The organism is Selenomonas ruminantium subsp. lactilytica TAM6421, assembly GCF_000284095.1.
GTDB lineage: Bacteria > Bacillota > Negativicutes > Selenomonadales > Selenomonadaceae > Selenomonas_A > Selenomonas_A lactilytica.
In genome coordinates this window covers 48,023-72,076 of the sequence record NC_017078.1, presented here as the reverse complement: position 1 = coordinate 72,076, position 24,054 = coordinate 48,023, and the positions used below count along the sequence as shown (strand labels likewise).

General features: G+C 49.3%; 26 protein-coding genes and 1 pseudogene. 4 read left to right on the top strand and 23 right to left on the bottom strand.

Annotated features, from left to right (window positions below):
• Positions 1–16: 16 nt before the first annotated feature.
• Positions 17–934, bottom strand: coding sequence for a LysR family transcriptional regulator (locus tag SELR_RS16045; RefSeq protein WP_014431099.1), 918 nt, complete (start codon positions 932–934; stop codon positions 17–19).
• A 146-nt stretch (positions 935–1,080) separates the two neighbouring features.
• Here SELR_RS16045 and SELR_RS16040 point away from each other — a divergent pair, with 146 nt between their 5' ends.
• Positions 1,081–1,872, top strand: coding sequence for an MBL fold metallo-hydrolase (locus SELR_RS16040; protein ID WP_014431098.1), 792 nt, complete (start codon positions 1,081–1,083; stop codon positions 1,870–1,872).
• Between the two features lie 76 nt (positions 1,873–1,948).
• Here the strand turns inward: SELR_RS16040 and SELR_RS16035 are convergent, their stop codons facing one another.
• The 7 genes from SELR_RS16035 to SELR_RS16005 form a co-directional block, all read right to left on the bottom strand.
• Entirely contained in the window at positions 1,949–4,462 is a 2,514-nt protein-coding gene (locus tag SELR_RS16035) for an excinuclease ABC subunit UvrA (protein WP_014431097.1), read from the bottom strand.
• A gap of 12 nt (positions 4,463–4,474) precedes the next feature.
• Positions 4,475–4,951 (bottom strand): pyridoxamine 5'-phosphate oxidase family protein, encoded by a 477-nt coding sequence (locus SELR_RS16030; protein WP_014431096.1) that lies wholly within the window; start codon positions 4,949–4,951, stop codon positions 4,475–4,477.
• Positions 4,952–5,112: 161 nt separating this feature from the next.
• The gene (locus tag SELR_RS16025; RefSeq protein ID WP_014431095.1) at positions 5,113–5,964 is read right to left on the bottom strand and encodes a DUF3737 family protein; all 852 of its coding nucleotides are present in this window, start codon (positions 5,962–5,964) and stop codon (positions 5,113–5,115) included.
• Between the two features lie 35 nt (positions 5,965–5,999).
• Entirely contained in the window at positions 6,000–6,497 is a 498-nt protein-coding gene (locus SELR_RS16020) for a cyclophilin-like fold protein (protein ID WP_014431094.1), read from the bottom strand.
• 50 nt (positions 6,498–6,547) lie between these two features.
• Positions 6,548–7,087: a flavodoxin family protein gene (locus SELR_RS16015; protein ID WP_014431093.1), complete on the bottom strand. Its 540-nt coding sequence runs from the start codon at positions 7,085–7,087 to the stop codon at positions 6,548–6,550.
• A 128-nt stretch (positions 7,088–7,215) separates the two neighbouring features.
• Positions 7,216–8,382 carry an alpha/beta hydrolase gene (locus tag SELR_RS16010; RefSeq protein WP_014431092.1) on the bottom strand — a complete coding sequence of 389 codons (1,167 nt, stop codon included), beginning with the start codon at positions 8,380–8,382 and terminating at the stop codon, positions 7,216–7,218.
• Between the two features lie 134 nt (positions 8,383–8,516).
• A complete protein-coding gene (locus SELR_RS16005) occupies positions 8,517–9,734 on the bottom strand; it encodes an MFS transporter (RefSeq protein ID WP_014431091.1) in 1,218 nt (405 codons plus the stop codon).
• A 115-nt stretch (positions 9,735–9,849) separates the two neighbouring features.
• Between SELR_RS16005 and SELR_RS19415 the strand changes: the two genes are divergently transcribed.
• Both SELR_RS19415 and SELR_RS15995 read left to right on the top strand, forming a co-directional pair.
• Complete coding sequence (locus SELR_RS19415; RefSeq protein ID WP_014431090.1) at positions 9,850–10,737, top strand: LysR family transcriptional regulator; 888 nt, start codon at positions 9,850–9,852, stop codon at positions 10,735–10,737.
• Between the two features lie 178 nt (positions 10,738–10,915).
• Positions 10,916–12,217, top strand: a complete 1,302-nt coding sequence (locus SELR_RS15995; protein WP_014431089.1) for an RNA-guided endonuclease InsQ/TnpB family protein — start codon at positions 10,916–10,918, stop codon at positions 12,215–12,217.
• Between the two features lie 166 nt (positions 12,218–12,383).
• On the opposite strand, the pseudogene SELR_RS18050 reads toward SELR_RS15995, so the two are convergent.
• The 4 genes and pseudogenes from SELR_RS18050 to SELR_RS15975 form a co-directional block, all read right to left on the bottom strand.
• Positions 12,384–12,933: pseudogene (locus SELR_RS18050) on the bottom strand (alpha/beta hydrolase); the annotation flags it as partial.
• Positions 12,934–12,983: 50 nt separating this feature from the next.
• A complete protein-coding gene (locus SELR_RS15985) occupies positions 12,984–13,208 on the bottom strand; it encodes a hypothetical protein (protein WP_014431086.1) in 225 nt (74 codons plus the stop codon).
• A 37-nt stretch (positions 13,209–13,245) separates the two neighbouring features.
• Positions 13,246–14,121 (bottom strand): DUF5131 family protein, encoded by an 876-nt coding sequence (locus SELR_RS15980; protein ID WP_014431085.1) that lies wholly within the window; start codon positions 14,119–14,121, stop codon positions 13,246–13,248.
• A gap of 6 nt (positions 14,122–14,127) precedes the next feature.
• The gene (locus SELR_RS15975) at positions 14,128–14,559 is read right to left on the bottom strand and encodes an Rrf2 family transcriptional regulator (RefSeq protein ID WP_014431084.1); all 432 of its coding nucleotides are present in this window, start codon (positions 14,557–14,559) and stop codon (positions 14,128–14,130) included.
• Between the two features lie 206 nt (positions 14,560–14,765).
• On the opposite strand from SELR_RS15975, the gene SELR_RS15970 reads away from it, so the two are divergent.
• Positions 14,766–15,122: a cupin domain-containing protein gene (locus SELR_RS15970; protein ID WP_014431083.1), complete on the top strand. Its 357-nt coding sequence runs from the start codon at positions 14,766–14,768 to the stop codon at positions 15,120–15,122.
• A gap of 143 nt (positions 15,123–15,265) precedes the next feature.
• Here SELR_RS15970 and SELR_RS15965 read toward each other — a convergent pair whose 3' ends face one another.
• From SELR_RS15965 to SELR_RS15915, 11 genes are all read right to left on the bottom strand, one after another.
• Entirely contained in the window at positions 15,266–15,763 is a 498-nt protein-coding gene (locus SELR_RS15965; RefSeq protein WP_014431082.1) for an SH3 domain-containing protein, read from the bottom strand.
• A gap of 11 nt (positions 15,764–15,774) precedes the next feature.
• Entirely contained in the window at positions 15,775–16,554 is a 780-nt protein-coding gene (locus tag SELR_RS15960) for a C39 family peptidase (protein WP_231848205.1), read from the bottom strand.
• A gap of 139 nt (positions 16,555–16,693) precedes the next feature.
• Positions 16,694–17,170, bottom strand: a complete 477-nt coding sequence (locus SELR_RS15955; RefSeq protein ID WP_014431080.1) for a flavodoxin — start codon at positions 17,168–17,170, stop codon at positions 16,694–16,696.
• 24 nt (positions 17,171–17,194) lie between these two features.
• Entirely contained in the window at positions 17,195–17,869 is a 675-nt protein-coding gene (locus SELR_RS15950; protein WP_014431079.1) for a hypothetical protein, read from the bottom strand.
• Between the two features lie 377 nt (positions 17,870–18,246).
• On the bottom strand, positions 18,247–19,380 hold the full coding sequence (locus SELR_RS15945) for a DUF362 domain-containing protein (protein ID WP_014431077.1): 1,134 nt from the start codon (positions 19,378–19,380) through the stop codon (positions 18,247–18,249).
• A gap of 56 nt (positions 19,381–19,436) precedes the next feature.
• Positions 19,437–20,063, bottom strand: a complete 627-nt coding sequence (locus SELR_RS15940) for a flavodoxin (RefSeq protein WP_014431076.1) — start codon at positions 20,061–20,063, stop codon at positions 19,437–19,439.
• Between the two features lie 34 nt (positions 20,064–20,097).
• Positions 20,098–20,928, bottom strand: coding sequence for a carboxymuconolactone decarboxylase family protein (locus SELR_RS15935; protein WP_218122915.1), 831 nt, complete (start codon positions 20,926–20,928; stop codon positions 20,098–20,100).
• A gap of 184 nt (positions 20,929–21,112) precedes the next feature.
• Positions 21,113–21,415, bottom strand: coding sequence for a YciI family protein (locus tag SELR_RS15930; protein WP_014431074.1), 303 nt, complete (start codon positions 21,413–21,415; stop codon positions 21,113–21,115).
• Positions 21,416–21,443: 28 nt separating this feature from the next.
• Positions 21,444–22,187 (bottom strand): SDR family NAD(P)-dependent oxidoreductase, encoded by a 744-nt coding sequence (locus SELR_RS15925; protein ID WP_014431073.1) that lies wholly within the window; start codon positions 22,185–22,187, stop codon positions 21,444–21,446.
• Positions 22,188–22,207: 20 nt separating this feature from the next.
• Positions 22,208–22,834 carry a hypothetical protein gene (locus SELR_RS15920; protein WP_158645840.1) on the bottom strand — a complete coding sequence of 209 codons (627 nt, stop codon included), beginning with the start codon at positions 22,832–22,834 and terminating at the stop codon, positions 22,208–22,210.
• 148 nt (positions 22,835–22,982) lie between these two features.
• On the bottom strand, positions 22,983–24,026 hold the full coding sequence (locus SELR_RS15915) for an aldo/keto reductase (protein ID WP_014431070.1): 1,044 nt from the start codon (positions 24,024–24,026) through the stop codon (positions 22,983–22,985).
• Positions 24,027–24,054 lie beyond the last annotated feature (28 nt).

Below are 24,054 nucleotides of genomic sequence, written 5' to 3'. Positions count from 1 at the left end.
ATTATCGCGGAATATATCAAAGTGGCCAGATAACTTTTTCTTTGCCATTTTTAGGCAGCCAAGCGAGCAGAAAGGCGCGAAATTTTTGGCTGGCTTTCGTGAGGATTGTTGTCTTGTCCCAGACAAGATATACGAACTGCCCCAGGTCATCGCCCGTGTCCAAAGGTTTTACAACGATATCCGGATGATGATTCAACACGGCAGCGTAGTCATAGCCTAAGTTTATCGCCTGATGCCGGAGAATCAGGTCGGTGATGAGCATTTCATCGGCCGTTTCAGCGACCAGGTCTACCTGCAAACCCGGCAGCAGGATATACTTATCGATATTATGCCGAAAGCATTGATAAGCCCGCCCCTTGCTGACAATGCGCGCACCTTCCAAATCTGCATAGGCAATGGTTTCTTTACCGGCCAGCGGATGCTGGCGATGCAGCCGCGCACAGTATCGGGAAAAGAACAGTGATTCAGCTGCGAAACGATTTTGGTCAGCTTCTCCTGTTACGATGGCAAAGTTGCATTGCTTTTCCAAAACGCCCTTCAAAGCTGCATCATCTGTCGTATCCACGGTGCTGAGAATAATATCCGGACATGCCTGGTGAAAATCCCAAAGAAATTCTGCCCCCAAGTAAGCCATGATATGGTCCAGTGCGTAAATCGTCACCACACTTTTGGATTGGGAGGCCAATGTGCTCATGCTTGCAATGCTCCGATATTCTGCCAGCAGCCGCTGCACATGCGGTAAAAGTGCATTGGCATAATCAGTCGGAACAAGGCCATGCGGATTGCGGATAAAGAGCAGTTGCCCCAGTTCTTCCTCCAAAGTCCTAAGCATCTTGCTGACGCCCTGCCGCGACACGTATAGCTTATCAGCAGCACTTTGCATATTGCCCTGCCGATAAACTTCGAGAAAATATTCCATTTGTTTCTGATTCATCCAATCCCCCCTCCTCTTTATTTTATAGCAACCTTTTAGTTGCGTCAAAAGAGAATCTCTTTGCTTGTTGTACTTCGGTATGGGCATTATACTAGAAGCATAACCTAGCTGACGCAATTTAGAAGCTACGAAAAGGAGACATGACCATGAAACTGACGCAAATCCGCAATGCCACTAACCGCCTTGAATATGCCGACAAAACGTTCCTGATTGACCCGTGGCTGATGCCCAAGCACCAGTTTTCCTTTGTCGATGTTCCCGGCAGACCTTATCATGTGCCGGATGAAATGAAGGAGCATTTGCCCATGCCCTTCTATGACCTGCCCATGCCGATGGAAGAAATCCTCGCTGGCGTCGACTATTATCTGGTAACGCATATCCATCCCGACCACATCGATATGTCTATGGATGGTACTGTGGGCGCACCTTTGGACAAGAATGTGCCTGTAATCTGCCAAAATGAAGCAGATGCCGCTATATTCCAAAAATCTGGCTTCCACGATGTAACCGTACTGTCCGAAACCGGCATGCTGTTTGGTCCGGCAAAGCTGACCAAGGTACCGGCCCTCCATGGCACGGTAAATCCCTGTGGTGATGCCATGGGTGTGATGTTTGAAAGCGCCGCTGAAAAAATCTTTTATCTGGCCGGGGATACGGTCTGGTATCCCGCAGTAGCCGACACATTGAAACGCTGGCAGCCGGAAATCGTGGCACTCAACTGCTGTGCCGCCGAGACGGTGGAAAATGGGCGCCTCATCATGGATGCTGAAGATGTCCACTGCGTTGCCAAGACTATGCCTAACGCCAGACTGTATCTGACACATCTGGATAATGTGGCCCATGCCGCACTTACCCGCCATACGCTCAAAGGCAGACTGGCCGATCGTAATGTAACCAATTATGATATGCCAAAGGACGGACAGTCTGTAATGTATTAATGACTCTAACTCCAACAAAGCAAAATAATCCCCCATCCTGCATTTTTCATGCGGATGGGGGATTATTTATTTCATGCTAATTTTTCATTTCGCGTGCGATATATTTTCCCGTAATGCTCTCCTTGCTTACGGCTGCCATTTCCGGCGTGCCGCAGGCTACGATACGGCCGCCCTTGGCACCGCCTTCCGGCCCCATATCGATAATGTAATCCGCATTGACGATTACATCCAAATCATGCTCGATGACAATTACAGTTGCTCCGGCTGCCACCAAGCGGTCAAAGACCTGCAGAAGCACCTGCACATCCAAGGGATGCAGGCCAATGGTCGGCTCGTCAAATATAAAGACAGAATCGGCCTTTGTCTTTCCCATCTCACTGGCTAGTTTCAAACGCTGGGCTTCGCCGCCGGAGAGGGCAGGCGTATCTTCGCCCAGCGTCAGATACCCCAGGCCTAAGTCGTTCAAAGTCGAAAGTTTCCCATAAATCTTTTTCTGCTTGGCAAAGAGCGGCAGCGCCTCCTTTACGGTCAGGGAGAGGATTTCCGGCAAAGTATAGCCATGCTCTGCACCTTCTGCCTGCCAAAGGATTTCTTTGACCGCGTCGCTATAACGCTGCCCGTTGCAATCCGGACAGGTGATTGTCACATCGGGCAGGAACTGCACATCGAGAGAAATCTGCCCCGTGCCATCACAGGTTGGGCAGCGCAGCTTGCCCGTATTATAGGAAAAAGCGCCCGCCTTCCATTTTTTCTCTTTGGCCAAAGCCGTGCCCGCGTAGAGCTTGCGCAATTCATCGAGCACTCCGCTGTATGTCGCTACCGTGGAACGGATGTTGATGCCGATGGGCGAAGCGTCAATCAGATTGGCTCGGCGTATACCTTCAGCGCTTATAGCTTTGACCTGCGGCGGCAGTTTGCGGTCTTCAGAGCTAGCTGAAAGCGCCGGCAGCAGACATTCGAGCACCATGGTGGTCTTGCCGGAACCGGATACGCCGGTAACCACCGTCAGCCGCCCCTTGGGAATATCTGCCTGCAAGGGCTTTACCGTATGCAGCGGATTCGTTTCCAAATGAATCGTTCCCAAATCAAACATCTCTTCCCAGGGCGCACGTTCCCGCAAGCTGCCATTTGCTCCGCCGCGCATAAAGGGGGCAATCTTGGAGACTTTGCTTTTCGCAGCCGCCTGCATATCCCCGGCAAACAGCAGATTACCGCCCTCGCTGCCCGCCAAAGGCCCCAGTTCAATCATATAATCGGCATGCTGGAGCACATGCACATCATGGTCCACCAAAACCACGGAGTTGCCATCACGCAGCAAGCTGTCAATCACATCCAAGAGCCCTTCAATATTGGCGGGATGCAGGCCGATACTCGGCTCATCGAGTACGTAAAGTACCCCTGTGGTTTCATTGCGCACAGCTCTGGCCAGCTGCACGCGCTGACGCTCACCAGTTGACAAGGTGCTGCTGGCACGGTCAAGGGATAAATACCCCAGACCGAGTTCCTTCAGCCTGCGGGCGTTATCCAAAAACGATTCAATGATACTTGCAGCCATGGGGCGCATTTCCTGCGGCAGTGTATTCGGCACAGCCTTAACCCAGGGAATCAGTTCATCCAATGTCATGGCCGTGGCCTCAGCCAAATTTTTCCCGGCCAGTCTGGTCGAGCGCACCTTCGCCGAGAGCCGCGTTCCCTGACATTCCGGACAGGCGGCCTCATGCAGGAATTTTTCGACCCGCTTCATGCCCTTTTCATCCTTGACCTTCGCCAACGCATTTTCTACCGTATAAATCGCATTGTAATAAGTAAAATCCATTTCCGCAGCCACATTGGTCTTTTCATTGACATAGAGGATATGCTTCTTCTCCGCCGGGCCATGAAAGACGATATCCTTTTCTTCCGGCGTCAAATCGCGGAAGGGCACATCAATCCGCACGCCCATTTCCTTGGCAATATCCTTCATCAACGACCACATAAGCGTCTGCCACGGCGCCACCGCCCCCTCTGCAATGGACAGGCTTTCGTCCGGCACGAGGCTGGCTTCATCAACCGTACGCACAATCCCTGTCCCGGAGCAATGCGGGCAGGCGCCTTCTGAATTAAATGCCATGGCCTCCGCTCCGGGGCCGTAAAACTCCTCGCCGCAGACTGGGCATTTCGTAGGCAGCATCAGTGCCACATCCATATTGGGCGGACAAAGATGTCCATTGGGACAGGTATGGCTGCCCAGACGGGAAAACAACAGCCGCAGGCTGTTCAAGAGTTCCGAAGCCGTACCAAAGGTACTGCGCACTCCGGGAATGCCCGGGCGCTGATGAAGAGCCAGCGCCGCTGGTACATGACGGATTTCCTCCACATCGGCTTTGCCGGCCTGCGTGATACGGCGGCGCGTATAGGTAGACAGCGCCTCCAGATAACGGCGTGAACCCTCCGCGTACAAGATTCCCAACGCCAACGACGATTTTCCCGAACCGGACACACCGGCAATGGCCACGAGTTTGCCCAAGGGGATATCCACATCGATATTTTTCAGATTATGCACGCGGGCCCCCCTGACGATAATATTTTTCGGGCGTTCCTTATTGTCCATACGACAGGCTCCTTACGATTCATTGACCAACTTCCCGGTCATATGCTCGGGAAGCAGCGCCAGACATTGCACGCGGGGCAAGGCGTGTTTCAATTCCTGTTCCAAGTACGCTTCGTCATCCGTAAATTTGCGCACCAGCAAGCTACAGATTTGGCGAATTTTTTCCTCATCCGTCACCAGCTGCATCCGGCCAAAGACAACTACACTACGGATATTGAGCGCCCATTCACCGGGCTTTTGCCAGCCTTCATCGTAAGCACAATAGCTCACCTTGTCATAGGCCCTTATGGCATCCATCCGGTGCCCTTCCTTGGCACTATGGAAATAAAGGATACCGTCCTCCTCTGAGTACCAATGATTCATGGGGATGCCATAGGGATAGCCGTCGTCACCCAGCATGGACAGCACACCCCTTTTCGTTTCTCTCAGCACCTCCCTGCATTCTTCCTCTGCCAGTTGCTGCTTGAATCTCCTCATCTTCCGAAACATAATTTCCCTCCTACAAAAACAGCGCCACCTTCTTATCTGCCAAGACCTAACGATAAGAAAATGACGCTTTTCCCATTACCCGGCGGCAACAGGTGTCAACCTATATTCTGTTTAATAGCATAGAACAAAAAAACAACCTTGTCAATCTTCGTCATCAATTATCAAGCACAGTTACTTTCTTCGACCACAATAATGCGCCCCTGGGCAGATGAATCATCCATGATGATTTCCTTAACGCCTGCCACCTTGATTGTGCCGGATTTTGGATTTTTGATGCTGTCCACCACGGTCGTGACCTCTGCTTCAACCTCCGATTTTTCAAAGGCCAAATCCGTATCCACCATGCGGCAGTTGATGAGTTTCAGCCCCTTGCAATAGCAAAAGGGCTGCGTGCCAATGATGGTGCAATTCTCCAACGTCAGATTTTCCGAATACCAGGCCAGATATTCCCCGCGAATCACGCTGTTGCGGACCGTCACATTTTTGGCATGCCAAAAAGCGTCTTTGGTGTTCAGCTCACAGTCGGTAAATTCTGCGTCCTCAATATACTGGAATGAATATTTCCCCTGCAAAGTCACATGGTCAAAATGCAGCTGTTCGCTGCGCAACATAAAATATTCGCTTTGCACGCTGGTATTTTTCATACGGATATTTTTGACCGACCAGCCAAATTCCGGCGAAATCACATCCGAGTTTTCTATGGTCACATCGGCGCATTCCCGCAGGGCCTTAATGCCATGCAGTTTCGTATCGGCAATATGAATATCCGTTGCATACCACAAGGCCGCGCGACAAAGCTCCGTGAGTTCAGATTTTTTTATCTGCACAGACTCATCATGCCAGAAGGGATAGCGCAGATTGAAAAAACAATCCTGCACCTCAATATCGCGGCTTTCCTTGAGCGCACTTTCCCCATCTGCAGGGCCGTCAAAACGGCAATCAATGAGCTTCACCCCGGTCTTGCCATACAGTGCCCGTTCTTCATCAAATGTTTGTTCTCTATATTCCTCCATTTTCCTTACCTTTCTGTTAAAAATCCTATCCTTTTTCACTGGGGCGCGAGCTGCACCGTTACGCCATCGCGGTTTAATAAAGCAGTCAATTCCTGTTTTGACATGTCAATATGTCCCAGCCGCGTATAAGCCCACGAATTGGAACCATAGAAAATAACCAGCTTATTCCCCGCATAGAGGACGATATCACCATATTGCGTGGTCATCTGCTCATCTGCACTGTCAATACTATGACCAATAGAACCCACCTGCTCAAAGCCGCCATAAGGTGACATTTTGATGGTCAACGGCAAAAGTTTCTGCAACGCCGCCGTAGAAGCATTCTGTTCCCAGGTAACGGGAACAACTTTATCATCAATGATGAGTTTCATCGCCTGCTCCTTCTTAGGTTCTGCCACGGATTTATTTTCCTGTGGGACGGCCTCCTGCACCTTACTGCCAGTATCCGCAGCAGTCTCCTGCGCACCTGTACAGCCGGATAGCAGCAGCATCACCGACAGCATGACCACACTTATGATTTTCCGATTTGGCATTGCCCTCTCTCCTTATGCAAATACAGCTGCAAGACATTATTTTGCAGACTTCAAATATTCTTGCCAGCCTGTCGGGCTTTTTCCAATGCGGCATTGCCAGCAATATCACCTGTGTCCGTCACACCGCCACAAAAAAGCGTCTCCTTCAATTCGGCCTTGTCAAAGCAGTCTACCCAGCCCTGCACGCCGACGCGGGTTCCGGCTACGGTATCTGCTTCATCCTCTGCCGCCGTAGCCAGCAGATAAACTTCACGGAAATGATAATCCGAGGGGAACAACGGATTTGCCCGGTCCAGCAAGGTCTTTAACTGGCCACACATACCATAATAATAGACCGGCGTTGCCAGAACAACCACATCCGCCTGACCGATTTTAGCCGTGATTGCATTGGCATCGTCGTTTATCACACACTGCATGGTCTTTTGGCAGGCCAGACAGCCTTTGCAGAAATTTATAGTCTTATCCCGCAGGGTAATCTGCTCCACCTCGTGTCCTGCCTCCCTGGCACCTTCAGCAAAAGCCTTGGCCAATGCCTCAGAATTGCTGTTCTTTCTCAGGCTCGTGGAAATGATCACTACATTTTTGCTCATATTCTCTCCTCCATACACATTATCCTCTTTTACTCTATCACTTGGAGTATACTCAAAGTCAAGCCATATAATACAAATGCCGCCCAGCAAATTCTTGCACGATTTCGCAGGGCGGCATTTCTTGCTTTTTACTTCAGGTTCTTATCAAAGAAGGCAAACAGCTTGTCAAACGGAATCTTATCCATCTGGTCATAAAGGTCTACATGGGTAGCACCAGGAACGACGATTTCTTCCTTCTCCCCTTTGATGGCGGCATAGACATTATCGGAGAAATACTTGGAATGCGCCTTGTCCCCGGTAATCAGCATGACCGGCGTCTTACCCAACTCATCAATATTGCTCATAAGCTTGAAGTCAAAGAAGCCATACGGGGTTACCGAATCCCAGGCCAGCTTGTTGGAGTTGATGGCGCGCGGATGGAAGGCGCGGCCTACATAGTAGCCAAAGAAATCCTTGATGACAGGACTGGCATCCGCAGGCAGTTTATCGGGGAACATAGTATCGAAGGTCTCCACCTTACCATTGGCATCCACCCCCAGCTCATGGGCTCCGCGGATGGCTTTGCCGGTCTTGGCTTCTTCATCACGCATCTTGGCCAGATGCTGTTTCACGAGTTCCCTCTGCTCCGGCGTGTAGTAAGCACCATTATAATGGTCGCTGATGCTTTCACTCATATCATACATTGCCGAAGTTGCCACCGCCTTGATGCGGCTGTCACTGCCAGCGGCAGTGATGGCCATGCCGGACAAACCGCAGATGCCCATGGCCCCCACCTGATCCGGGTTCACGAATTTCAAGTTGGAAACGAAATCCACGGCGGCATGATAATCTTCCGTGAAGATTTCCGGGGAGCCCATATTGCGGCGGCTGCCACTGCTCTCACCTGTGGTGGAAGGATCAAAGGCTACGGCCACATAACCATGCTTGGCAAATTCCTGTGCATAAAGTCCGGAGGACTGCTCTTTCACCGCACCAAATGGCCCCGTAATCACGACCGCCTTATATTTCCTGCTGGCATCAAAATCCTTGGGCAGATACATATGGCCGGCCACTTCAAAGCCAAAGCGGTTTTCAAACTTCACATTCTTGGCTTCGATTGACTTGTCAATCTTGAATACGCGGGTGTCATTGTTCAGTTCGCTGATAGACGAACGCTGCATCTGCGAAGCCGCTGCCAATGCTTTAACCGGAGTTGCGGCCATTGTCACTTCACTCCCCATAAGGCCAAAAGACATCACACCTGCCACCAAGGCTGCCAAAACCATCTTTTTGTTCTTGCCAATTTTCTTCATCATTTCGTTTCTCTCCTTTACATCACTTACATCTTTTAACATTTAGCTTGATTTCATTATAGCGATTATGTTTTTGAATTACCAATACTTATAAAAAATACATCACTATGCTTATAGAGCATATAAAATATCATCTATTACTGCTCAGTCTGAACCATCAGCTGCGGATTGCTGCGCTGACGATAACACTGCACCCAAACCGTCAAGGCCGCCAGCAGACAGAACAGCAAACCGCCCAGCACAACATACTGCGTACCCCAGGCATCAATAAAATGACCGCTGACCGTTGTCCCCAGCACGCAGCCCATATTGGCCGCCGTCAGAAAGAGACCATTGGCAAAGTCCGGGGCTTCCGGGGCGGCACTGGCAATCCAATACTGATTGATATTGGCATTGATGCCCCCAAGTAATCCCCAGAGTACCACAATAAGTCCCATTACCGGCCAAATGCTGCCGCCGCCCAGCAGGGCAATATAGATTACCGCAACCGCCAGCGGAAAGATTTTGACCACCATCAACGGCCGCACGGTCAGCAGATTTCCCGCCAGCATACTGCCGCCAACATTGCAGAGACCATAGACTAACAGCAATATACTGATCAAGGAAGGTGCAATACCGGAAACCACACCCAGATACTCCGCCAGATAATTGAATACACCGAAAATCGAACCATTAAGGAAAATCACCGCCGCAATCGATGCCCAGACCATGGGCTTTTTCAGCACGGCAAGCTGCTCGCCATAGCCCAGCTGTTCCTTGACCGGCATCGAAGGCATAAAATATAACGTGGCCAACATGACCAGCCAGGTGGCCAGAGCAAAAAACGCCATCGAGAACGCCAGACTGAACTGCTCCGCCAAAAAATTGCTGATGGGCACCCCCGCCACCATACCGGCGGCTACGCCCATATTGATTTTTGCAATCATCTTTGGCTCTTCACCGGTCTTTGCCAGCCCTGCCGCCACCGTAAAGGCCATAGCGCAGTAAACCGGATGGAAGAACGCCGGCAGCACCCGCACGGCCAAAAGCACATAGAAATTTTCGGCAAAAACAGCAATCGTACTGCAAACGGTAAACAGTCCCAAAATAAAGACCATAACCCACTTGCGATTAAAGCGGGACATAATAAGCGGCATCGTTGGCCCCGCCACGGCCACTCCCAGCGCAAAGAGACTGATGAGCCAACCTGCCTGCACCACCGTCACCTGATAGTTTTCGGCAATATAAGGCAGAATGCCGATAAAGCCCATTTCCGTATTCAGGATACTAAAAACACCAGTGGCCATGATAAGCAGAAGCAGCTGTTTGTTTATCCCTTTTTCCTTCTCCATAAATTCACGTCCTTTCAATCCCATTATAAATTCTCCACATATGCAATACAAATACTTATACATAATCATTACCTATGCTTTACAGTAATAGATTTTCATAGTATTATAGAGTCAAATTCAGACCAAGGAGTTGAATATCATGGAATTGCGGGTTCTCAAATACTTTCTCACCGTGGCACAGGAAGAGAGCTTTTCCCGGGCAGCGGAAAAGCTGCATCTGTCCCAACCTACGTTATCCCGTCAGCTCAAAGATTTGGAAGACGAGTTTGGCAAACAGCTGCTGGTCCGTGAGCCACGGCGCATCCTGCTTACGGAAGACGGGCAGCTGCTGCGCCGCCGGGCAGAGGAAATCCTTTCGCTGGTGGACAAGACCACCGGGGAGCTATTGCGCAATGCAGAAATCAGCGGCGATATCCGTATTGGGGCCGGAGAATCCATACATTTCGGACAGATCATGGAAGTAGCCCAGCGTTTGCGCCAAAAACATCCCGGCCTGCGTTTTCATATCGTTACCGGTGACGGCAGCACCACCATGACACGACTGGACCGTGGCCTGATTGACTTTGCCTTTGTCTATGGCAAGCTGGACCCGGCTAAATATCAAGAACTTCCCCTGCCTGTCCACGACCGCTGGGTGCTGTTCTTGCGCGCAGATGATGAACTGGCGCAACAAGATGTCATCCGGGCAGAGGATTTATGGCAGCGCCCTTTGCTTTTCTCCCGGCAGACTCTTTCGGCCAGTACCCATGGCGATGAACTGCTGAATTGGCTGCAAAAGCCTCTGGCCGAACTAAACATCGCCGGTTCCTACACCTTGCTCTACAATGCCACCCTGATGGTCAAAGAGGGCATGGGCTACGCCATCTCCTTTGATGAACTCATCAACACCACGGGCACCAATCTCTGCACACGCCCTCTGGAGCCTGCCATTTTTGCCGAGCCCTCAATCGCCTGGAAGAAAAATGCCGTCTTTTCCAAAGCCTCCCAAGCATTCCTGGCGGCACTGCAGGAAAGATTTACCCTCTGACGCAAAATATCCCCCTGCAAACCTAAATCTTTGCAGGGGGGCTTTTAACAGTCAAGCATAACTTATAAAAAGTTGATAAAAAGTCTAAGCAAACTAAGCAAACTTACTTTCCGATACAGAAATAGTACCATGCCCATCAAGGCATGGTATAATTATTCGTATAGGGGAGGTGAATGCGATGATAAGGTCAGTCAGGATACGACTACTGCCAAACAACAAGCAGAGAACTAAACTTTTTCAGTTCGCAGGTGCTTCAAGATTTGCCTATAACTGGGCTTTAGATAAGCAAATGGAGAATTTCAGGGAGGGCAGAAAACTTCAAAGTGATTACGACCTTCGCAAGGAGTTCACTGTTCTGCGTAATTCTGAAGAATACTTGTGGCTTCTAGGTATATCCAACAATGTCACCAAGCAGGCTATCAAGGATTTGTGCATAGCGTACAAGAACTTCTTCCACAAGCAGAGGCAGAAAGGGTATGTAAAATATTCACCCAAGAAGCTGGCACATTTTGCTCGCATCGCCAGGACCCCGACCATCTATGACATGAACGGGCACCCTAAGTTTCGCAGCAAAAAGAATGGCGACTTTCGTTTCTATCAGGACAATGTAAAAATCCAGTTCACCGCTACGCATGTTAAGTTGGAAAATATAGCTGGCAGCAGAAAAAAGAACCGTCAACGGCTCAACTGGATAAGGCTTGCCGAAAAGGGAAGAATTCCTACAAAGGGAAGATACACCCAACCACGGATAACCTTTGACGGTGAAAACTGGTGGCTTTCCGTAGGAATCAGAACTTCTTATACGCTAAAGCCAATGCGAGGACTAAACTTCAGTCGCAAACAGCCGGGACGTTTCTGCACAGAAGGTGTCGGCATTGATTTAGGTATCAAAGACTTAGCGATAATCTCGGACTCTACAGTAGTCAAAAATATCAATAAGTCCCATACAATAAGGAACATTAAAAAGAAACGACGCAGGTTGCAGCGTCAGGTATCGCGAAAATACCAGATGAACAAGAAAGGAGAGCGTTACTGCAAAACAAGCAACCTTATAAAAAGCGAAAAACGACTTTTACGAATCAACCATAGGCTGGCTGACATCAGAGCCAATCATGTACATCAGGCGACGAGAATAATTATAAACCGAAAGCCAAGGTTTATATGCCTTGAAGACCTGAATGTGCAGGGCATGATGAAGAATAAGCACCTGTCTGAAAAAGTTCAGGAACAGAATTTTTATGAATTCCGCAGGCAGATTGAATACAAGGCACATTGGGCAAGAATTCCCGTGGTTATTGCTGACCGCTGGTTTCCAAGCTCCAAGACTTGCGTCGAATGCGGATATATAAATAAAGACCTGAAGCTGTCAGACAGGACATATGTCTGTCCCGTCTGTGGCAATGTGATAGACCGTGATTTTCAAGCATCTTTGAATCTCAAACGCTATGGAGAAACGGAGCTATCCAAATCTGCAAGCTGACACCGACAAGTCAATGCAGATATGTACCGATTCGTTAGTCGGGAATTTAAGCCTCTGGAGCGTTATATCAAACGTGAGTAGTCTGTTCTTCGGGACGGCAAAAGCGGACGCAGTGAATGAGGAATGGAACGTAAAAGTTAACTTTCTACGGAAGGTTTATGACTTTTTATAAGTTTTCAGTAACGGCTGCTAACTTGTCAAAGGGGATTTTGGCTTTGTTATCGTAAAGATCGATATGGGATGCACCGGGGACGATTACCAATTCCTTGTTGTCCCCCTTCAGTTTCTTGAAAGCATCCTCACCAAAATAGCGGGAATGAGCCTTCTCCCCATGAAGCACCATTACGGCACTCTTGATTTCATCTGCATAGGAAAGAATCGGCATATTCATGAACGAAAGTGCTGTAGTCTGGTTCCAGCCGCCATTTGGCCATCACCCGGCTCATATCGTACATGGTGGAAGCCACCGTGGCCTTGATGCGGGTATCATTGGCCGCAGCATTGATAGCCATGCCGCCCCAGCCGCAGATACCGATGATGCAGATGCGGTCTTTATCCACATTCTCCTGGGTAGAGAGGAAATCCACCGCCGCTGAAAAATCTTCGGTGTTGATGTCCGGCGAAGCCACATAGCGGGGCTGGCCGCCGCTTTCCCCGGTAAATGACGGGTCAAAGGCAATGGTGAGATACCCCCGCTCGGCCATTTTCTGAGCATAATCTATGCTTTTTTGTAATACATCCTCATCAATTTCCCTTTCGCACCGCATCAGCAGGAACTGCTTCCCAAAACCGGATGCTTTACCTGCCGCAGTGCCCGCACCCGAATGAGCCGCAGGGCTTCCGATAAGTCTACATCAGACCGCTGCCCATTGTTTTCGTAAACGCACAGGGGTTCTTCCACACCAATTTCACTGGCGGGCATATAGACATATTCGCAGGTGTTATTGTCACCAAAGATAACGCCTGTCTTTAATTCCGATATGGTAATCATTTATTTTGCTCCTATTCTGCTTCTTCTACTTGTACAGTTAATTCCCGCACTTGCCGCAATGGCTGCATCCATTGCATATCAATCTGCTGCCGCAGGCATGGCAGTGCGGACCGTCATAGACTGCTCGATAGCAATCATCTGGCGTTACCGGAATGCCAATGGCATACCGCAGGTCAAAATGCATGGGCTTGCCCTTGAAATTCAAACCTGCCTTAAATGCCTGCTCCGCCTGTTTCTGCTTGCTTTGCAAACGATAATGCTTGCCGTCTTTAATGAAATCTGAGCCGATTTCAATGAAGGAAAAGGATACACTGGCTTCCTGGCACTCTTCATGCAAAGCTAGTATCCAATCAAAGTTGCAGGGCCGTGCCCCTTCATAGTTCTCGCCGCCGCAGATAACCTGCTCGATGAAACCTTCCTCCAGATAGGGCTTCAAACTTACGGCGCCAATCAAGGGCGCACACATCACACCTTTGTGCTTGAAGGGCAAATCCTTAAGCAGCGGCAGTCTGATGTCAGCCATTTTTTGATTCTCGCAGGTGACATTGAACCAGATATTTTCCCAGCCGCTGCCAAAGTCTTGAGGCAGACAGTCCGCCACCCGCTCCGGCCGTTTGGTCAGCAGATAGAAAATGACATCCGGCCGCTGCCGCATGATTTCCCAGGCCTCGTCCCGCCATTTGTCCGCCTCTTCCAGAAAAAAATCCGAAGTCATACACACACGGATAAGCTCGCCGCTCTTTACCTTATAACTGCCGTAGCGGTCTTTCTGCAACGGATAGGCAAAATTTTCCGTGCGGTAAATGGCAGCGCCGTCTTTCCCTCTTTGCTTATCCAGCGTATACATATAACAGTTGGCACAGCCGGGGCTGATTTTCCTGCAGCCATGCCATGGATTCCAGATGTCATGCATAATTTCTCACTCTGCCGCTTCTTTCGCCTCGATAGACGCCAATAAATCTGCAATGGTGACTTTCTTGAAATCAGCCTGCATATGCTGCCTGACCTCTTCGAGCCTGTCCCCTAGCACCCCATGGATATTCCTGCCCACCGGGCACTTCGGATTGGGGTTCTCCTGAAAATGAAATAGATCCTCGTCCTCTTCCACAGCCTGGAAGACATCCCACAACGTGATGTCTTGCGGGCTTTTTGTGAGTTTGGCCCCACCGACACCTGCTGCCACATCCACCAGGCCGGCTGCTTTGAGCTGCCCCAATGTTTTCCGAATAATGACCGGGTTCACATTGACACTGCTGGCCAAAAAGTTGGAAGTGGTCTTGTACTCATCCTTGAACCGCTCGATACAAAGCAATATATGTGTCGCTACCGGCAGACGAAACGAAAACTGCATGCAAAAACCTCCGTTATGTAGTCGTTGTACCATACAATATTACATCACCTATAAAATGTCAACCCAAATCCCCCAGCAACCTATGACAATGATGAAATCGTGCGCCGCAGATTTTTTATTGTAACCATTGACATTACATCGAGGCGGTGTTATCATTTTATTGTAACCGATATCATTACAACAAAAACTCATTGGAGGAAAATCACATGGCAAATTTCAACAAAATCAGTGTGGCAAGCGATGCAAGAACTGAGCTGCATGACAAATTGAACCTGACGGGGGCAGAGATCAGCGTCAACAACCTGCCCGCTGGTGCTGGTGTTCCTTTTGTGCACTACCACAAGAAAAACGAGGAGATTTACTTCGTCACGGCCGGTAAGGGCACAGCTGTGATTGACGGGCAGACCGTAGAACTCGCAGCTGGCGATTGGCTGCGCATTGCCCCAGCAGCGCGGCGTCAATTCTCGGCAGCTGCCAATGAAGGCATCAGCTTCATCTGCATCCAGGTGCGGGAAAACTCCCTGGAAGAATATACTGCAGACGATGCTGAAGTAGAACAGTAAGATTAACCGCTATCAGATAGCAAAAGCCATCAATAAGCACAGATTGAGATATCTGCCTTATTGATGGCTTTATTTTTGCTATTAGTATTTCACTACGCCTCTAGCTGTATATTGCACGCTAAGGAAACCACCAGTTTCACAACTTATGAAAGATACTCAGCCAGTGCATAACCCAGATTTCCTTTGTAGTAAACATAGTAGTACCCGTTGCTGCCTGCTTTGACAAAGCGAACGTATTCCCCTAGCGGAATACGAGTAATCACCGCTGCATCCGCGGACGGTGCTGAACGCAGGCTTATCCACTCGTTACAGTTGGCCACACGGTATAACGTGCAATGAGGAGTCAGATAGCTGTATAATGCATAACCCGTATTCCCATGATAGCGGACATGGGCAAATATCATCTTTTGATAGCAGGGATCATTGTCATCAATAATATTCACCATATCTCCAAGTGGTATCTTCGCGATGACGGGAGCATCTGTAGATGCATATGCCCGAAGGCTTATCCAGCTTTCACAGTTGACAACATACATACCACCATCCGTATTCGTTGCCCCCGTAGATGCGACAGTATAATTGGGCACAATCAACAGGCAAACCAGGAATACATAGAACCATATTCTTTTCATCTTATTCATAATCAATCCCCCTATTTTCCTACAGTATCAGCGTCCTTCGGATAAGCTATAATCCAAGGTTGATAGCGCTCCTTCTTAGGCAGCATGGAATGATCAAACCACATGGAGTAGAATTTTGTAGCATTGCTAGCGGTATATCCGTCCTGTTTATGGTCACAAGTATCGTAAGGATCTGCAAAAATAAGCATATCATCCAGCATTGACTTCGTTCCCATGTTGTCATAGCCAATAATAGCCCGCCAATGACCGCCCCACTCTATATTTTCCACCAGTACCGGTTTCCCATGAGCCAGCGATTCCAGGATAAAGGTACGGAAATCCTCATAGCGGCTAAGTTTATCGCTGTTCAGGCTGCTACGCACCTCCCAGCCGATTCCTTTAAAGAATCCAACCATATTTCTAAGCCCGGTACCGATTGGATACCCCTGGGTTTTCATGGCCTTTGTCAAGCTCATTTCATCATAATCCCTGTTCCCATACCAATAAAGCACGGTCAAGGCCGCGGCAGGACCACAGGTATACTCTCTTGACTGTTGATAGGTCTTATAGTGGGGAAGTACAATACGGCGTCCCGGGATACTTTCCATGTCGTAGAAATCCAGGTCTGTAAAATACGGTGAATCCTTATGATTGATTTCCGCTGGAGCAGATGAAGCACCTTCTGTAACCGTATCAAGCCCAGCCGGATAGGGAATCACCTTTTCTTCTGCCATCGTTGTGGAGGCCGTAAAACATAGCATACATACCAGCGGTAAAGCCTTTTTTGCGCTCATGCGAAACAATTCCACCATATCCACCACACTCCTATCCTCTTGTACACTTTTGAATCTCTCGATTGTATAATTCAATCTTCACCGTCTAAATACCTGCCTCACCCACGACAAAAGGCAATGCACATGTTTCATGCACATTGCCTGATACTTGTCACGCTTATAAGCTTTCCACCCAGTCTTTAAGTTCAGCAACCGAAGGATTCCCGTTCAGCAGTTTGCCTTCCCGGATAACGGTGCTATCTGCCACGCTGTCTTTCAGCCCTTCCACGGCCTTGCCAAAGCCGCTGCCGCCGGATGTGGCGAAGAGAATTATGGTCTTGCCGGCAAAATCATAGCTTTCCAGGAAGGTGTTGATGATGGTGGGCGCCACATACCACCAGATGGGAAAGCCCACAAATATCACATCATAGTCCGCAATCTTGGCATCACCTGCCGCAATCTGCGGACGAGATTTGCTGTCCCGCATCTCCACGGAGCTGCGGGAATTCTTGTCATGCCAATCCAAATCGGCCTGGGTATAGGGCACTTCCGGCTTGATTTCAAACAAATCTGCCCCAGCCGCCTCGGCAAGGTTCTTGGCAGCCTTTGCCGTCACACCGCTGGCGGAAAAATAAGCTACTAATTTCTTACTCATGTGATTACCTCCAATATCAAATGTTCATGCTTTTAGATAACGCTGCAATGCGGCTCCGAGCAAAACATAAAGTCCGATGGTTCCGCAGAGCAGCAGTACATAGATGGCCGCCGGTTCATTGGTGGCGGCCGTGGCAAAGATATGTTTCATCAGCAGACGGTCGCCGATGCGGTTCAGGAACGAAGCATAAATGCCCGCACTGAGCACCGCCAGGCTCAAGGCTGCCACAATTGCCCGTTTAGCCACAGCAGACAGTTTCCAGCCAAAGACCTTTTGCCACTGCCCCAGCCAGCCTTTGAAATGCAGGCCCCAGTGGAGGCCGCACAAAATCAGCAGAGCATAGGGCAGGGATACATGATACTGATGAATGACAATGCTGCGCTGGATTTCCAACGGCATGACATCTTTCAGCAGGAAGTTGGATATGCCAAGGCCGGCAAACACAGCCACCAGCACCACGGCAAGCAGCAGGATATCCATGACCGTGCCCAAAGTCCTCTGGAAAGTCCATTTGCCCTGCTGCAGGCTTTTCAGCCAGTGACGGTTCTGATAGAGATGAACTCCTGCCAGCAGGAGCCAGGCTGCGCCTATGATTTCATGCAGCAGCTTGGGGATATAATGAAAGCTCATGGCCAGCACAAACAGCAACGGCAAAAGCGCCGTTACGGCCATGCGCCGATTTATGCTCCGGTAATTCATAGGCCTACACTCCCTCAGGCGCAATGAGATTCTTCGGCAAGAACGATGCGGCCTTTGGCATCCACATCATCCCTAATGATTTCCTTCACGCCCGTCACTTTGATAGTTGCACCCCCGTTTTGCCATACAGAGCCCGTTCTTCATCAAATACCTGTTTCTTATATACGTCCATTTTCCCTTACCTTCCTGCTTAAATAATAAATTTTTCCTGCTGAAATCCACTCTGACACTTCGAGTGAACTTTAAGTCAAGCTATTTTTTGCACAGCATTATTGACACCATATCAGTATTATGAGCAAAATTTTGACCAGTCAATTGACCGGTCAAAATCTGCTGTCTTAGGGTTTATTTACTTGAGGTACTGTTGATAGAAAGAGTCAAGCTCGGCCTGTTCCCCAGGTTCCCTTGATATCCTTTACGGCTTCGGCAGCCGTGATCACTTTGTCGCCATTATCGAGGTCAATCAGCTGATAGCGGTCATTGCCCATGCCCATTTCCTTCATATAGGTCAGCTGGCGCATGCTGTGACGGGATTCCATGCGCTCCACCAAATCATGCTTGCTTTCCTCCGGCAGGGCGTAGACACAGTCCACACAAGCCTGGTCCGCAGCCAGAATATCCAAGGAGGCCACAATACCAATATCCGGCGTGACGACAGGCTGGGCCGAGGTACCGGCGCAGTCACAGTCCACGCTCATATTGCGCATCACATTGATGAAGGCAATCTTGTCCTTGAAATGCGTGACTGTAGCCTGAGTGGATTCAGTCATGCGCTCCATGAACTCCTCATTAGTCACACCCCACTGGGAACCGCTTTCTCCGGCATGAATCATCTTCTTGCCGATTTTTCCATCCGCACAGCCAATGCCGAGATTTTTATTGGAGCCGCCAAAACCGCCCATAGCATGCCCTTTGAAATGCGTCAAGGTCAAAAGCGAGTCGTACTTCAGCATATCCTTGCCCACGGACATCTCTGTGAACCACTTGCCATTTGGCACCGGCAACATGGCCGTACCTTCTGCATCGATGATATCCACCGTGGTGAAATCCGTCCAGCCATTGGTCTTCAGTGTCTCCCGGTGTTTCTCAGTGGTATCACGGCCACCGCCATAATAGGTGTTGGTTTCGATGATGGTGCCCTCCGATAGGCGGTTCTGCAGCAAATCTTTCACCCAGGGGCGGGGAATAATATTGGGGCCATGGGGCTCACCCGTGTGCAGTTTGACAGCCACCTTGCCGCCCAGCTTATCCTTCACCTTGTCATAGATTTTCAGCAGTCCGGCCGCCGACAGGTCGCGGGTAAAATAAACCACCGACTCTGCCCCTTGCCGCTCCCTATAGGGAAGATAGTGCTCCCCGCCGGTACCAGCGACTTTCGCCTTCCCCAACGGCTCATTTGCTCCTGCACCTTTTTCGTCAGCGGCAAAGGTCGCACACCCTGGCAAAGCGGCTATAGCAACGGCCATACCTGCCAGCTTTACAAAATTCCTGCGAGTCATTTTTTCCTTCATTACACAATCCCCCCAGCCAATCTATACTGCTCATAAATTTCTTGATGATATGCAATTTAGAAGCCTAAGCCATTATACCAGGCTTTGATTTCATCGGTGCCGGCCTGCGGGCTGAATAACTTGCCCGGTTTCCAATTGGCCTTGCCTTTGGTAAGCTTGGCCAGATAATCTGCACTGCTGCCGATATCACTGCCGCCGGAGGTGCAGACAGCCGTCATATTCTTGCCCGTAAAGTCATAGCTTTCCACGAATGTGTCCATGATGCGGGGCGCCTGAGCCCACCAGATGGGATAGGCCAGAATAATGGTCTTGTAGCTGGCAATGGGGGCATTCTTGTCCGCTAAGGAGGGGCGGAAGCCATCATTTTTCTGCTCTACCGTGGCCCTGGTCGTTTCATCATTGTAATTCAGGTCTTCGGCCGTATAGGGGGATTCCGGCCGAATTTCATACAAATCTGCGCCCAGGGCCTTGGCGGTATTCTCCGCCAGCTGCTTCGTATTGCCTGTCGCGGAAAAATAAGCGACTAAGATCTTATCTCCTGCTGCCGCAGCATCAGTATTAGCCGCCTGAGCCACCGTTTTAGCTGGCGGTGTCTTTTCCTCGGCCTTGCCATTATCCGTGCCGCAGCCCATCAGCCCCAGTACCATCAGCATGGACAAGCAGGCAATCCATAATTTCTTCATGCGTTTTGCTCCTTTCTCAACCATTCATATCCATCTACGGCAATCTGTTATACTCTTTTTCCTCCACCGGCTCACACCACTCATTGGAAGTATTTTCTCCCGGCACCTCGATGGCGATATGCTGGAAGGCGGAGTCCTTGGCGGCGCCATGCCAGTGCTTGACACCTGCGGGGATATGCACGACATCTCCCACCTTCAATTCCTGAGCAGGCTTGCCCCATTCCTGATACCAGCCACGGCCGGCAGTGACCAGCAGCATCTGCCCGCCGCCTTTGTCGGCATGATGGATATGCCAATGGTTGCGGCAGCCCGGCTCAAAGGTCACATTGCCAATCACTACCTGGTCGAGGGAAACCATATGGAGATAGCTTTTGCCGTCAAAGTACTGGGCATAGTTGACATTTTCACCGCCAACGGGGAACAAGCTGGTTTCCTTGATGGTTTCCAAATCCATATGATTGTTTCCTTTGGTCTCTGTATTCTGGGTAACTGGCTCGTTATAGACTTCCTTGGCCAGATTGAACGCCGCCCAGGCCTTGGGCCAGCCCGCATAGAACCCCAGTTGGGTGATGACCTCAGCCATTTCCTCACGGGTAACGCCGTTCTTCTTTGCCGACTGCAGATGATATTTCAAAGAGCTGTCTGTCATGCCGCTGGCCACCAATGCCGAAACCGTCACGATGCTGCGGTCATGCAGGGACAGGACATCATTTTTTGACCATACCTCTCCAAAGAGAATATCATCATTATAGCGGGCAAAATCCGGAGCAAATTCCCCTAATTGCGTTCTGCCTGCGGTCTGTGTAATCTTTACTGCTTTTTTCGTCTGTGCCATAGCTGCCTCCATAAATGTAAAATTTGTCATGAACATGCCTGCAGCTATTGCTGCGGCCAAGATTTTCTTTCCCTTCATGTAACTCTCCTTTCTGCCCGATAATATCCGGTTATCTCTACCTTAACACTTGAAGTGAACTTCAGGTCAAGCATATTTTTAAAATCCCTCTGTCTCACGCGGTCTGAACCTTTCGCGACAGAGGGATTATCGGATTTCACCGGCCTGCAAATTCTGCAAAATTTGCTGCTACCTTGCCTGCGGTGAAAGACCGGACTTCATAGTCAGCTAGGCCATCTGCATAATACACATCTTCCTGCAGGATCTTCTCCACCGCTTCTTTGGATTCAGCTGGAGAAATCATGATACCGGCCATTTCCTTATCGGTATAAGGCCCGACCAGAATAAAATTACCGGCTTCAAAATGCTTGGTGAACCATGCCACATGCTGCTTAAAGAGTTCTTCGCCCTTTCCCGCAGGAATTTTTTCTGCCTTGAGCGTCTGATTGATGATAAACATTTCATTTTCCTCCTGACCTGCTTGCATTTTACATTCCAAAGCCACCATCAATACGCCAGTGTGCTCCCGTAGCGTATCTGGCATCGTCTGAGGCGATAAAGGCCACAGCACCAGCTATTTCTTCTGGTTCTGCATATCGTCCTAAGGGAATATTTTTCTCCACTGCCGCCTCATAATCCTTTGTTTCCTCAATCGTAAGTCCCAACTTATCGTAAAGAGGTGTTCTTGTAGCTCCTGCTGCTACGCTGTTGACACGAATGCCATGAGGAGCCAGTTCCTTAGCCCAGGTTTCCGTCATGCTCAAAACAGCAGCCTTGCTCGCTGTGTAAACACAATTCATAGGCATTGGATTGGTTACCAGACCTGAAGTGATATTTACAATGTTTCCCTTCGATTTTTTCAGATAAGGGATAGACTGACTGGTTACATCAATGACAGCCCGAACATTCAACGCAAATGTTCTGTCGTAATCTGCCATATTTATCCCTTCGATAGGGGTTATCGGGGCAATCCCTGCATTGTTTACCACAATATCCAGCCTGCCAAAGCGTTTGTCTATATCATCCAGCACTTGAAAAATGTCTGCGGATTTCAATACATCCGCAATCATATAGCTGATTCCCGGGTGGCTGGCAGCACTTTCTTGCAGTTTTTCGGCCCGTCGTCCAATGATGACCACAGAGGCCCCTTCCTTGGCCATACGATATGCTATCGCCCGGCCAATTCCCGTACCGCCCCCCGTGATGAGGGCAACTTTACCTTGAAGATTCATCTTTCTGCTCTTTCCTATACTTACTCACCCAACTCAATCGTCATCGTCTGATAGCAATCAGGATTATGATCGATTACTTCTTTAATGGAACCTGCATTGTCGCTGCTTTTGCTGTCATAATAAATCGTCTCGATATCTTTATTGATTGTATATGTCTTGCCCTGTCTGCCATCAACTTCGGACTTTACTTCATTGCCCTCCAACCAGCTTTTGGCTGTATGGCCCAGCAGGGTAACCGTCTGCTCAAGTGTTGGATTATGATCTACCGTACGGATGATGGAACCAGCATCATCACCAGATTTTGCGACGATTTTATCTATATGCCCATTGACTTTATAGGATTTTACCAACTGCCCATTGTCCTTAGTGTAAGCCACACCATTTTCCACCCAGCTTTCAACCGTATGGCCTGCAACTTCCATCTTTTGATAAGACGTTGGATTATGATCGATAACTTCCTTGATTGAACCTGCATCGCTGCTATTGGCGCTGTAGTAAATCACTTCCTGGTCCTTGTTGATTGGATAGGATTTCGCAATCACGCCATCCTGCATTGTTACGGCAGTATTTCCCTGTATAGAACCTTCTACTGTGATCGTAGAAGCTGAAGCTATGCTCGAAGTAGTCAGCGCTGCCATCATTGCCATTAAAACAAAATTCTTTTTCTTCATGATTATAAACACCTTTCTTTTCTATAATACTTATTTCTTTTATATCAAGATGACACCATGTCAATATTAAAGGTAAAAAAATATTCTTTTTACTGAAATAGCGTCCTCTTTATTTTATTTACGATTACTGCATACCCTTGGGTGCATTCTTCATCCAAACCTGCTCTTTTTTATTGCCGCTGCGGGTGTTTTGCGCCATCACGCCCACCAGCTTGTGAGGGATATAGAGTTCTTCCAGATAGGCAAGATCCTCATCTGACAAGTCAAGCTCCACCGCCTTTACCGCACCGTCAATATGATACAGTTTCGTGGCACCAGCTATGGGAGCGGTGACTTTTGTGAGCAGCCAGGCCAGAGAAATCTCTGTCATGGATACCTGATATTTTTCGGCTAGTTCTGCCACCCGCAGGATTATCTTTTCATCCGTATCAGCCGTGCCATCATATTTGAGCTTGGCATAACTGTCTTCCTGCAAGCGCCGGGAAATTTCTCCCGGCCTGCGGGAAAGGCGGCCGCTGGCCAGCGCGCTGTATGGCGTCATGGCAATATTATCCTCGGCACAAAGTTTGCTCATTTCCCGCTCTTCCTCCCGGAACAGCAGATTGTAATGATTCTGCACCGATACGAACTTCGCAAAACCTTCTTTTTCTGCCAGCGCATTAGCCTTGGCTAACTGGTAGGCATAGCAGTTGGCGATACCGATATAACGAACCTTGCCTGCCTTGACCATTTGCGTCATACCATCCAGAATATCATAGATAGGCGTCTGATAATCCCACATATGATAGATATAGAGGTCCACATAATCCATGCCCAGATGCTGCAGGCTAAGGTCCAACTGTCTCTGGATATGCTCCTGACCGGTCACGCCCTTTTCGATTTCCTGCTGGCTGCGGGGCAGGAACTTCGTGGCTACCACCACATCCTCCCGCTTGGCAAAATCATTCAGCGCCCTGCCTAAATATTCTTCGCTGGTACCATTTTGATAAGCAATAGCCGTGTCAAAGAAATTTATGCCCTCATCCAGCGCATGCTTTACAATCTCACGAGTAGCTGTTTCATCTACCGTCCAACTGTGCTGGCCTGTACCTGCATTGCCAAAGCCCATGCAGCCCAGGCAAATACGGGACACCTGTAAATCAGAATTACCTAATTGTGTATATTTCATGCACACCATCTCCGTCATTAAATCCATC

Bases quoted from the DNA above. Each gene is read 5' to 3' on its own strand.
- SELR_RS15985 (WP_014431086.1), bottom strand. From the start codon at position 13,208: ATGATTACCATATCGGAATTAAAGACAGGCGTTATCTTTGGTGACAAT.
- SELR_RS19415 (WP_014431090.1), top strand. From the start codon at position 9,850: ATGGAATTGCGGGTTCTCAAATACTTTCTCACCGTGGCACAGGAAGAG.
- SELR_RS15950 (WP_014431079.1), bottom strand. From the start codon at position 17,869: ATGAATTACCGGAGCATAAATCGGCGCATGGCCGTAACGGCGCTTTTG.
- SELR_RS15960 (WP_231848205.1), bottom strand. From the start codon at position 16,554: ATGGTGGAATTGTTTCGCATGAGCGCAAAAAAGGCTTTACCGCTGGTA.
- SELR_RS15970 (WP_014431083.1), top strand. From the start codon at position 14,766: ATGGCAAATTTCAACAAAATCAGTGTGGCAAGCGATGCAAGAACTGAG.
- SELR_RS15935 (WP_218122915.1), bottom strand. From the start codon at position 20,928: ATGACAAATTTTACATTTATGGAGGCAGCTATGGCACAGACGAAAAAA.
- SELR_RS16035 (WP_014431097.1), bottom strand. From the start codon at position 4,462: ATGGACAATAAGGAACGCCCGAAAAATATTATCGTCAGGGGGGCCCGC.
- SELR_RS16010 (WP_014431092.1), bottom strand. From the start codon at position 8,382: ATGATGAAGAAAATTGGCAAGAACAAAAAGATGGTTTTGGCAGCCTTG.
- SELR_RS16020 (WP_014431094.1), bottom strand. From the start codon at position 6,497: ATGCCAAATCGGAAAATCATAAGTGTGGTCATGCTGTCGGTGATGCTG.
- SELR_RS15945 (WP_014431077.1), bottom strand. From the start codon at position 19,380: ATGAAGGAAAAAATGACTCGCAGGAATTTTGTAAAGCTGGCAGGTATG.
- SELR_RS15975 (WP_014431084.1), bottom strand. From the start codon at position 14,559: ATGCAGTTTTCGTTTCGTCTGCCGGTAGCGACACATATATTGCTTTGT.
- SELR_RS16005 (WP_014431091.1), bottom strand. From the start codon at position 9,734: ATGGGATTGAAAGGACGTGAATTTATGGAGAAGGAAAAAGGGATAAAC.
- SELR_RS15955 (WP_014431080.1), bottom strand. From the start codon at position 17,170: ATGAGTAAGAAATTAGTAGCTTATTTTTCCGCCAGCGGTGTGACGGCA.
- SELR_RS16045 (WP_014431099.1), bottom strand. From the start codon at position 934: ATGAATCAGAAACAAATGGAATATTTTCTCGAAGTTTATCGGCAGGGC.
- SELR_RS15980 (WP_014431085.1), bottom strand. From the start codon at position 14,121: ATGCATGACATCTGGAATCCATGGCATGGCTGCAGGAAAATCAGCCCC.
- SELR_RS15920 (WP_158645840.1), bottom strand. From the start codon at position 22,834: ATGGCAATGATGGCAGCGCTGACTACTTCGAGCATAGCTTCAGCTTCT.
- SELR_RS15965 (WP_014431082.1), bottom strand. From the start codon at position 15,763: ATGAATAAGATGAAAAGAATATGGTTCTATGTATTCCTGGTTTGCCTG.
- SELR_RS15925 (WP_014431073.1), bottom strand. From the start codon at position 22,187: ATGAATCTTCAAGGTAAAGTTGCCCTCATCACGGGGGGCGGTACGGGA.
- SELR_RS16025 (WP_014431095.1), bottom strand. From the start codon at position 5,964: ATGGAGGAATATAGAGAACAAACATTTGATGAAGAACGGGCACTGTAT.
- SELR_RS15930 (WP_014431074.1), bottom strand. From the start codon at position 21,415: ATGTTTATCATCAATCAGACGCTCAAGGCAGAAAAAATTCCTGCGGGA.
- SELR_RS16040 (WP_014431098.1), top strand. From the start codon at position 1,081: ATGAAACTGACGCAAATCCGCAATGCCACTAACCGCCTTGAATATGCC.
- SELR_RS15940 (WP_014431076.1), bottom strand. From the start codon at position 20,063: ATGAAGAAATTATGGATTGCCTGCTTGTCCATGCTGATGGTACTGGGG.
- SELR_RS15995 (WP_014431089.1), top strand. From the start codon at position 10,916: ATGATAAGGTCAGTCAGGATACGACTACTGCCAAACAACAAGCAGAGA.
- SELR_RS15915 (WP_014431070.1), bottom strand. From the start codon at position 24,026: ATGAAATATACACAATTAGGTAATTCTGATTTACAGGTGTCCCGTATT.
- SELR_RS16015 (WP_014431093.1), bottom strand. From the start codon at position 7,087: ATGAGCAAAAATGTAGTGATCATTTCCACGAGCCTGAGAAAGAACAGC.
- SELR_RS16030 (WP_014431096.1), bottom strand. From the start codon at position 4,951: ATGTTTCGGAAGATGAGGAGATTCAAGCAGCAACTGGCAGAGGAAGAA.